The organism is Pseudomonas sp. (assembly GCF_030683065.1).
GTDB lineage: Bacteria > Pseudomonadota > Gammaproteobacteria > Pseudomonadales > Pseudomonadaceae > Aquipseudomonas.
In genome coordinates, this window is the sequence record NZ_JAUXMX010000011.1 from 1 (window position 1) to 5,594 (window position 5,594).

General features: G+C 59.4%; 6 protein-coding genes and 1 pseudogene. 2 read left to right on the forward strand and 5 right to left on the reverse strand.

Annotation, left to right across the window (positions count from 1 at the left end; genetic code table 11):
* Positions 1 to 269 precede the first annotated feature (269 nt).
* Complete coding sequence (locus tag Q8K09_RS02745) at positions 270 to 1,448, reverse strand: VWA domain-containing protein (protein ID WP_305253492.1); 1,179 nt, start codon at positions 1,446 to 1,448, stop codon at positions 270 to 272.
* 136 nt (positions 1,449 to 1,584) lie between these two features.
* Positions 1,585 to 2,430, reverse strand: a complete 846-nt coding sequence (locus Q8K09_RS02750) for a MoxR family ATPase (protein ID WP_305253493.1) — start codon at positions 2,428 to 2,430, stop codon at positions 1,585 to 1,587.
* 248 nt (positions 2,431 to 2,678) lie between these two features.
* Between Q8K09_RS02750 and cysK the strand changes: the two genes are divergently transcribed.
* Entirely contained in the window at positions 2,679 to 3,653 is a 975-nt protein-coding gene (gene cysK, locus Q8K09_RS02755) for a cysteine synthase A (RefSeq protein ID WP_305253494.1), read from the forward strand.
* A gap of 143 nt (positions 3,654 to 3,796) precedes the next feature.
* On the forward strand, positions 3,797 to 4,033 hold the full coding sequence (locus Q8K09_RS02760) for a glutaredoxin family protein (protein ID WP_305253495.1): 237 nt from the start codon (positions 3,797 to 3,799) through the stop codon (positions 4,031 to 4,033).
* Positions 4,034 to 4,106: 73 nt separating this feature from the next.
* On the opposite strand, the gene Q8K09_RS02765 is transcribed toward Q8K09_RS02760, so the two are convergent.
* The 3 genes and pseudogenes from Q8K09_RS02765 to Q8K09_RS02775 all read right to left on the reverse strand — a co-directional run.
* Positions 4,107 to 4,784: a DUF4197 domain-containing protein gene (locus tag Q8K09_RS02765; RefSeq protein WP_305253496.1), complete on the reverse strand. Its 678-nt coding sequence runs from the start codon at positions 4,782 to 4,784 to the stop codon at positions 4,107 to 4,109.
* A gap of 210 nt (positions 4,785 to 4,994) precedes the next feature.
* Positions 4,995 to 5,348: a RidA family protein gene (locus Q8K09_RS02770; RefSeq protein WP_305253497.1), complete on the reverse strand. Its 354-nt coding sequence runs from the start codon at positions 5,346 to 5,348 to the stop codon at positions 4,995 to 4,997.
* A gap of 114 nt (positions 5,349 to 5,462) precedes the next feature.
* Positions 5,463 to 5,594 (reverse strand): annotated as a pseudogene (locus tag Q8K09_RS02775) (IS30 family transposase); the annotation flags it as partial.

The following is a 5,594-nucleotide window of genomic DNA, read 5'->3' on the forward strand; positions in this document are numbered from 1 at the left end:
CCTGGAACACCTGCTTTGCCAAATCGACACCAATTCGCTTAAATTTCATGGTGACTCCTCCCTTCGTGACTTTTGTTTTGACAACTCTAGTCTGGCGCATAGACGCCGTAGGAGGGGGGAGTCCATTTCATTGGGCTACAGTTGCGCATTGCCGGCATGCCGGAGTGCGATACCGTAGCCTGGATAAGCCCAAGCGCCATCCGGGAGCGGTTGAACAGGCGATCAATTTCCCGGATTTGATCGAGGCCTCTTATCTCGCAGGCATGTGCCTACTTGGAGAGGAACTTCATGCCATCTTCCAATCCTTGCAGCGTCAGCGGGTACATCTTGTCTTCCAGTAGTTCGCGCATGAGGTTGGTTGAGGCGGTGTAGCTCCAGGTGTCCTTGGGGTAGGGATTGATCCAGATAAGCTTCTTGTACTTCTCCATAAAGCGCTTGATCCATACGTAGCCAGGTTCTTCGTTCCAGTGCTCGACGCTGCCGCCGGCCTGGGTGATTTCGTAGGGAGCCATGGCTGCATCGCCGACAAACACCACCTTGTAGTCGGCGCCGTATTTGTTCAGCAGGTCCTGAGTGGAGAAGCGCTCGGAGCTGCGGCGCAGGTTGTTCTTCCACACTGACTCGTACACGCAGTTATGGAAGTAGAAATACTCCATGTGCTTGAACTCGGTCTTGCAGGCGCTGAACAGCTCTTCGCAGACCTTTACATGGGCGTCCATCGAGCCGCCGATGTCGAACAGAATCAGCAATTTCACCGCATTGCGCCGTTCCGGGCGCATCTGGATATTCAGCAGGCCGCCGTCCTTGGCTGTGTGGTCGATGGTACCGCCCAGATCCAGTTCGTCCTGCGCGCCCTGGCGAGCAAACTTGCGCAGGCGGCGCAGGGCCACCTTGATATTGCGCGTGCCCAACTCGACCTGATCGTCGAGGTTCTTGTACTCGCGCTGATCCCAGACCTTGACCGCCTTGCCCTGGCGCTTGCCGGCATCACCCACGCGAATGCCTTCCGGGTTGAAGCCGCCGGAGCCGAACGGGCTGGTGCCGCCGGTGCCGATCCACTTGTTGCCACCGGCGTGGCGTTCCTTCTGCTCTTCGAGGCGCTTCTTGAATTCCTCGATCAGCTTGTCCAGGCCGCCTAGGGATTCGATCTTGGCGCGTTCCTCATCGGTCAGCGAACGCTCGAATTCCTTGCGTAGCCATTCATCGGGGATCAAGGCCTCGATGTGTTGGTTGAGATTTTCCAGGCCCTTGAAGTAGGCCCCAAACGCCCGGTCGAACTTGTCGAAATGACGTTCGTCCTTGACCAGTATCGCGCGGGCGAGGTAGTAGAACTCGTCCATGTCGGCGAACACCACGTTGTGCTTCAACGCGTTGATCAGGTCGAGCAGCTCGCGCACCGACACCGGCACCTTGGCGGCGCGCATTTCATTAAACAGGTTGAGCAGCATGGCTGCGTCCTCACTTGCAGAATCATTCCCCGGTCGGGGCGCTCTATGTAGGAGCCAGCTTGCTGGCGATCCGGCGCGCTGCGGATGCCATTGATCGCCAGCAAGCTGGCTCCTACAAGTCGAGATCTGTGCAGCCTTAGCGGTTGGCGCGGCGGCTCATGAAGGCCAGGCGCTCAAGCAGTTGCACGTCCTGTTCATTCTTCACCAGCGCGCCGGCCAGTGGCGGGATGGCTTTGGTCGGATTACGTTCGCGCAGCACGGCTTCGCCGATGTTGTCGGCCATCAGCAGTTTGAGCCAGTCGACCAGTTCGCTGGTGGACGGCTTCTTCTTCAGGCCCGGGACCTTGCGCACGTCGAAGAACACATCCAGCGCTTCGGCCACCAGGTCTTTCTTGATGTTGGGGTAGTGCACATCGACGATCTTCTGCAGGGTCGCGCGATCGGGGAAGGCGATGTAGTGGAAGAAGCAGCGACGCAGGAAGGCGTCCGGCAGTTCCTTCTCGTTGTTCGAGGTGATGATGATGATCGGGCGTTTTTTCGCTTTGATCGTCTCGTCGGTTTCGTAAACGTAGAACTCCATCTTGTCGAGTTCTTGCAGCAGGTCGTTGGGGAACTCGATGTCGGCCTTGTCGATTTCGTCGATCAGCAGGATCACCCGCTCCTCGCTCTCGAAGGCTTCCCACAGCTTGCCCTTCTTGATGTAGTTGCGCACCTCGTTGACCTTGTCCGGGTCCAGTTGCGAATCGCGCAGGCGGCTGACCGCATCGTACTCGTACAGGCCCTGGTGGGCCTTGGTGGTGGACTTGATATGCCAGGTGATCAACTTGGCGCCGAAGGACTCGGCCAACTGTTCGGCGAGCATGGTCTTGCCGGTGCCCGGTTCGCCTTTTACCAGCAGCGGACGCTCCAGGGTAATTGCGGCGTTGACCGCCAGCTTGAGGTCGTCGGTGGCGACGTACGACTGGGTGCCTTCGAACTTCATCGGTAAATCCTCGAACGGTAGCGTGCAGGGTAATACCCGCGGGTTCAGTATTTAAAAAAGCGACTATACCGCGCAGCCTCGGTGACTGTGAACGCAGACGCGCCATTCAGTCACTGAATGGCGGGTCACGTTTTGTACGTCAGGCGACAGGCCTGTTGCCTCTGTTGATCTTCGCTGCACTGGACGCTTGCCCGCGTGCGACATAGGCTTGTGGGCTTATCCGGCAACTCACTTGCAAGGACACCGCCATGAGCCGCATTTTCGCAGACAACGCACACACCATCGGCAATACCCCGCTGGTGAAGATAAATCGCCTCGGCCCCCCAGGCGTGACCATCCTGGCCAAGATCGAAGGGCGCAACCCGGCCTATTCGGTGAAATGCCGGATCGGCGCCAGCATGGTCTGGGACGCGGAGGAGCGTGGCGTACTCAAGCCGGGCATGACCATCGTCGAGCCTACTTCGGGCAACACCGGCATCGGCCTGGCGTTCGTTGCTGCTGCGCGCGGCTACCAGTTGCTGTTGACCATGCCTGCGTCCATGAGCCTGGAGCGGCGCAAGGTGTTAAAAGCCCTGGGCGCCGAACTGGTTCTGACCGAGCCGGCCAAAGGCATGAAAGGGGCCATCGAACGCGCCGCTGAAATAGCCGCTTCCGATGCCACCACGTACTTTATGCCGCAACAGTTCAACAACCCGGCCAACCCGGCAATCCACGAAAAAACCACCGGTCCGGAAATCTGGAACGACACTGATGGCGCGGTCGATGTGCTGGTTTCGGGCGTCGGCACTGGCGGTACGATCACGGGTGTGTCGCGTTATATCAAGCTGACTCAGGGTAAGGCGCTGCTCTCGGTGGCGGTTGAGCCGATCAGTTCGCCGGTGATCAGCCAGACCATCGCCGGTGAGGAGGTCAAGCCCAGCCCGCACAAGATCCAGGGCATCGGCGCCGGCTTTGTGCCGAACAACCTCGATTTGACCATGGTCGACCGCGTCGAACAGGTCAGCGATGAGGACTCCAAGGCCGTGGCACTGCGCTTGATGCGTGAAGAAGGCATCCTCTGCGGCATCTCCTGCGGCGCTGCCATGGCTGCAGCCCTGCGCATCGCCGCCGAGCCCGCCATGCAAGGCAAGACTATTGTGGTCATCCTGCCCGACTCGGGTGAGCGCTACCTGAGCAGCATGCTGTTCAGTGACATGTTCAGCGACCAGGAATTGGTGCAGTAAACACATCGCAGGCAAGGTGACATAGGCGCTTGTGAAGAATACGTTTGCCTACTGCGCCTTGCCGTGAGCGCCGGGGCTGGGCTTCGCTGCCGCTGCAAGCGCCCGGGCATGGCGCTTAACCTTTAACCTACGGAGGCCTGCGGATGCTCCCTGAATGCCAACTGTTCGGTACCCTTGGCTGTCATTTGTGTGATGTGGCTGAGGCGATGCTGATGCCTTTTGTCGAGCATGGTTTGCTGGTTGAACTGGTCGATATTGTCGAACGCGAAGACTGGCTTGAGCGCTATGCCCTGCGCATCCCCGTATTGCGGCGTTGCGATACCGGGGCTGAACTCAACTGGCCATTCGAGGCCGACCAGGTTGTAGAGTTCCTGCGTTGAGCGGTTGTGAACATCGCGGGTAAGGGCGCGCACGCGTAGCCATCCGCTCGCTCTTTGCAGGCCCTTTGACCACTTACAGCGCGCCAAATACCTTCTTCGCCAAGCTGGTCGCCGCGCCTGCCGGGTTCTGGCGAATATTGGCTTCCTGCTCTGCGATCATCGCGAACAGGCCGTCCAGCGCCTGCTCGGTGACGTAGTTTTCAATATTGGCGTTCTTCGCGTCGAGTACCCCGAAGCTCGCGGCCTGGCTGGCGAAGGTGTTGTACTGCTTAGCCAGGCCAACCTGGTCGGTGGCCTGCTTGACGATTGGCAGGAAGCGCGCGCGGATCTGCTCGCGGCTGCTCTTGTTAAGGTATTGGGTGGCTGAATCCTGCGGGCCGGCGAGGATGCTCTTGGCGTCTTGCACGGTCATCTTCTTCACCGCATCCACCAGTAGCGCCTGGGCCTGGGGTACGGCGGCTTCGGCAGCCTTGTTCATGCTGGTTTCGAGCTGGTTCACCTGGGCGCCCATGCCCATCATTTTCATGGTTTTCGCCGCCTTGCCGAGGTTGCCCGGCAACTCGATGCGCACCTCTGGGTTGTTGCTGAAACCACCAGGCGCGCCTAATTGCTTGACTGCCACCTGGGCGCCCTGGATCAAGGCGTCCTTGAGTCCGCCGCTGGCGTCCTGCTGGGTCAGGTCGGCGAGCGACAGGGCGAAGGCGCTGGCAGACAGGGCCAGGCCGGCAACGAGGGCGGTGATGCGAAACATGGGGAGATCCTTCTTGCGCTGAGGTATGTAGCGAGGGTAGCGGAGCGGGGCCACAGTGCAAAGCCCAAGTGCAGCCGTTATGCCCGCCCGCTTGATCTGGGGCAAGCCACGCTCATTAGGCTGACACTCGCCCACCATGGTTGATCGGCCCGGACCGCCCTGCGATCCATCGAGTCCAGGCTCAACGTCCGCGCAACTGTTGGCCTGCAATCAACCACCGACGGCAGCAATTACGGAGATTTCTACCAGCAGTTCAGGGCTGGCCATCGCGGCTTCTACACAGGCGCGCGCGGGGGCGAAGCCTGACGGTACCCAGTTGTCCCACACGCTGTTCATCTCGGCGAACAGGCTCATGTCTTTCAGGTAGATGGTGGCGGAGAGAATCTGTTGGCGATTGCTGCCGACCGACGCCAGTAATGTGTCGACCTTGGCCAGCATGGTGCGCGTTTGTTCCGCAATTGCGGCGCTGCGGTCTTCAGCCACCTGCCCGCATAAATAGGCGGTCTGGTTATGCACCACAACTCGGCTCATGCGTGCGGTGGTTTCGTATCGGCTAATGCTCATAACGGCTCCTGGGTCAGTTCGCTAGTGGAATGACGGGCTACTGTAGCGAGCTTCGCGGGGCAGGGCGTATAAGCCTATGCTTAAACGCTGAAAGTAATCTGGCGCATCCTGAATTCAACTCATAAGTGCAACGCTCACCCCTGCATACACTTCGTACGGTGTCTTCCAGCCCAAGCGTTTGCGTGGTCGTAAATTGATCTTCGCAACAACCCGATTCACGCTTTCCACCGTCAGTGCACTGAAGTC

What these genes read in the sequence shown, in the direction of transcription:
- Q8K09_RS02760 (WP_305253495.1), top strand. Translation starts at nt 3,797, where the DNA reads ATGCTCCCTGAATGCCAACTGTTCGGTACCCTTGGCTGTCATTTGTGT.
- Q8K09_RS02745 (WP_305253492.1), bottom strand. Translation starts at nt 1,448, where the DNA reads ATGCTGCTCAACCTGTTTAATGAAATGCGCGCCGCCAAGGTGCCGGTG.
- Q8K09_RS02770 (WP_305253497.1), bottom strand. Translation starts at nt 5,348, where the DNA reads ATGAGCATTAGCCGATACGAAACCACCGCACGCATGAGCCGAGTTGTG.
- Q8K09_RS02765 (WP_305253496.1), bottom strand. Translation starts at nt 4,784, where the DNA reads ATGTTTCGCATCACCGCCCTCGTTGCCGGCCTGGCCCTGTCTGCCAGC.
- Q8K09_RS02750 (WP_305253493.1), bottom strand. Translation starts at nt 2,430, where the DNA reads ATGAAGTTCGAAGGCACCCAGTCGTACGTCGCCACCGACGACCTCAAG.
- cysK (WP_305253494.1), top strand. Translation starts at nt 2,679, where the DNA reads ATGAGCCGCATTTTCGCAGACAACGCACACACCATCGGCAATACCCCG.